This window comes from Microbulbifer agarilyticus S89, from assembly GCF_000220505.1.
Taxonomy (GTDB): domain Bacteria; phylum Pseudomonadota; class Gammaproteobacteria; order Pseudomonadales; family Cellvibrionaceae; genus Microbulbifer; species Microbulbifer agarilyticus_B.
In genome coordinates this window covers 1-3,425 of the sequence record NZ_AFPJ01000001.1, presented here as the reverse complement: position 1 = coordinate 3,425, position 3,425 = coordinate 1, and the positions used below count along the sequence as shown (strand labels likewise).

2 rRNA genes are annotated in these 3,425 nt (G+C 50.9%); both read left to right on the top strand.

Features of this window, described 5'->3' with window-relative positions:
* Nucleotides 1-212: 212 nt before the first annotated feature.
* A 23S ribosomal RNA gene (locus AS89_RS0100010) occupies nucleotides 213-3,094 on the top strand.
* Nucleotides 3,095-3,306: 212 nt separating this feature from the next.
* Nucleotides 3,307-3,422: ribosomal RNA gene (gene rrf / locus AS89_RS0100005) — 5S ribosomal RNA — on the top strand.
* Nucleotides 3,423-3,425: the final 3 nt, after the last annotated feature.

Sequence of the window (3,425 nt, the reverse complement as noted above, 5' to 3'; positions counted from 1 at the left end):
TGTTGCTTGATTCGAGAGATTAGCTTTCTGATTTTTACATCAGATGTTCTTTAACAAGGTGAAACATTTTGTAGTAATACACTGCAAGGCGAGGTTGAGTACTAACAATACTCAACATCAATAGAAATGTGTGTCTCTCAAGCACACAATCCGGTGTTTGAATACTTACCCGTATTCAAATGCAAAGTCGTTAGTAGTCGTTTGTGTTGTATGGTCAAGCGACTAAGCGTATACGGTGGATGCCTTGGCAGCTGGAGGCGATGAAGGACGTAGGAGCCTGCGAAAAGTCTAGGGGAGCTGGCACACAAGCTTTGATCCTAGAATGTCCGAATGGGGAAACCCACCTGTTTTACAGGTATCCCTAACTGAATACATAGGTTAGGGAGGCGAACCCGGGGAACTGAAACATCTAAGTACCCGGAGGAAAAGAAATCAACCGAGATTCCCTGAGTAGCGGCGAGCGAAAGGGGATTAGCCCTTAAGCTCTTTATGTTTTAGTGGAAGGATCTGGAAAGTTCCGCGATACAGGGTGATAGCCCCGTACACGAAAAGGCATTTAGAGTGAAATCGAGTAGGTCGGGACACGTGTTATCTTGACTGAACATGGGGGGACCATCCTCCAAGGCTAAATACTCCCAGCTGACCGATAGTGAACCAGTACCGTGAGGGAAAGGCGAAAAGAACCCCGGAGAGGGGAGTGAAATAGAACCTGAAACCGTATACGTACAAGCAGTAGGAGCCCTTCGGGGTGACTGCGTACCTTTTGTATAATGGGTCAGCGACTTATTGTCTGTAGCAAGGTTAACCGCTTAGGGGAGCCGTAGAGAAATCGAGTCTTAATAGGGCGTTTAGTTGCAGGCAATAGACCCGAAACCCGGCGATCTATCCATGGGCAGGTTGAAGGTTGAGTAACATCAACTGGAGGACCGAACTCACTAATGTTGAAAAATTAGGAGATGACCTGTGGATCGGAGTGAAAGGCTAATCAAGCCGGGAGATAGCTGGTTCTCCTCGAAAGCTATTTAGGTAGCGCCTCGCGTCTCACCCACGGGGGTAGAGCACTGTTTGGGCTAGGGGGTCATCCCGACTTACCAACCCCATGCAAACTCCGAATACCGTGGAGTGCAATCGCGGGAGACACACGGCGGGTGCTAACGTCCGTCGTGAAAAGGGAAACAACCCAGACCGCCAGCTAAGGTCCCAAATATCAGTTAAGTGGGAAACGATGTGGGAAGGCCCAGACAGCTAGGAGGTTGGCTTAGAAGCAGCCATCCTTTAAAGAAAGCGTAATAGCTCACTAGTCGAGTCGGCCCGCGCGGAAGATATACCGGGGCTCAAACTGATAACCGAAGCTGCGGATGCTTTTTAAGCATGGTAGAGGAGCGTTGTGTAAGCCGCTGAAGGTGGACTGTGAGGTCTGCTGGAGGTATCACAAGTGCGAATGCTGACATGAGTAACGACAAGGGGGGTGAAAAACCTCCCCGCCGGAAGACCAAGGGTTCCTGTCCAACGCTAATCGGGACAGGGTTAGTCGGCCCCTAAGGCGAGGGCGAAAGCCGTAGTCGATGGGAAACAGGTTAATATTCCTGTACTTGCAATTGCTGCGACGGAGTGACGGAGAAGGCTAGGCCAGCATGGCGATTGGTTGTCCATGTTTAAGGTTGTAGGCTGGGGACTTAGGCAAATCCGGGTCCCTAAGGCTGAGAGCTGATGACGAGTCTCTTTTTAAGAGACGAAGTGGTTGATGCCCTGCTTCCAGGAAAAACTTCTAAGCTTCAGGCAATTGTGAACCGTACTCTAAACCGACACAGGTGGTCAGGTAGAGAATACCAAGGCGCTTGAGAGAACTCTGGTGAAGGAACTAGGCAAAATGGTACCGTAACTTCGGGAGAAGGTACGCCGGTTTTGGTGATGGGACTTGCTCCCTAAGCTGAGGCCGGTCGAAGTGACCAGGTGGCTGCGACTGTTTATTAAAAACATAGCACTCTGCAAACACGTAAGTGGACGTATAGGGTGTGACGCCTGCCCGGTGCCGGAAGGTTAATTGATGGGGTTAGCGTATGCGAAGCTCTTGATCGAAGCCCCGGTAAACGGCGGCCGTAACTATAACGGTCCTAAGGTAGCGAAATTCCTTGTCGGGTAAGTTCCGACCTGCACGAATGGCGTAACGATGGCCACGCTGTCTCCACCAGAGACTCAGTGAAATTGAAATCGCTGTTAAGATGCAGTGTACCCGCGGCTAGACGGAAAGACCCCGTGAACCTTTACTACAGCTTTGCACTGAACTTTGAGCCTATTTGTGTAGGATAGGTGGGAGGCTTTGAAACTGTGACGCCAGTTGCAGTGGAGCCATCCTTGAAATACCACCCTGGTATGTTTGAGGTTCTAACTCTGGTCCGTTATCCGGATCGAGGACAGTGTATGGTGGGTAGTTTGACTGGGGCGGTCTCCTCCCAAAGAGTAACGGAGGAGTACGAAGGTGCACTCAGCATGGTCGGAAATCATGCAATGAGCATAATGGTATAAGTGCGCTTGACTGCGAGTCAGACATGACGAGCAGGTACGAAAGTAGGTCATAGTGATCCGGTGGTTCTGTATGGAAGGGCCATCGCTCAACGGATAAAAGGTACTCCGGGGATAACAGGCTGATACCGCCCAAGAGTTCACATCGACGGCGGTGTTTGGCACCTCGATGTCGGCTCATCACATCCTGGGGCTGAAGCCGGTCCCAAGGGTATGGCTGTTCGCCATTTAAAGTGGTACGCGAGCTGGGTTTAGAACGTCGTGAGACAGTTCGGTCCCTATCTGCCGTGGGCGTTGGAAATTTGAGAAGAGTTGCTCCTAGTACGAGAGGACCGGAGTGAACGAACCTCTGGTGTTCGGGTTGTCACGCCAGTGGCATTGCCCGGTAGCTATGTTCGGACGGGATAACCGCTGAAAGCATCTAAGCGGGAAGCCTCCTTCAAGATTAGATTTCCCTGACTCCTTGAGAGTCCTAAAGGGCCGTGGAAGACTACCACGTTGATAGGCTGGGTGTGGAAGCGTTGTGAGGCGTTGAGCTAACCAGTACTAATTGCCCGTGCGGCTTGACCATACAACAGAGATGGTTACTAACGATTTGCTGATCGAAGACGATCAGGGGATTGTGCGCGAGACGAGACATACAGTTCTTGCGGTGTATTACTACAGAATGTTTTACCGACTTATTTGGGGTTATCGCCGGTCAGAATCTGACCGAGGCAAACAGCGATAACAGGCAGCGCAGAGCAGAATGCTCATAAGACCAGACCAACCCAAGCCAGTTTGCCTGACGACCATAGAGTTGTGGAACCACCTGATCCCTTGCCGAACTCAGAAGTGAAACGCAACATCGCCGATGGTAGTGTGGGGATTCCCCATGTGAGAGTAGGTCATCGTCAGGCTTC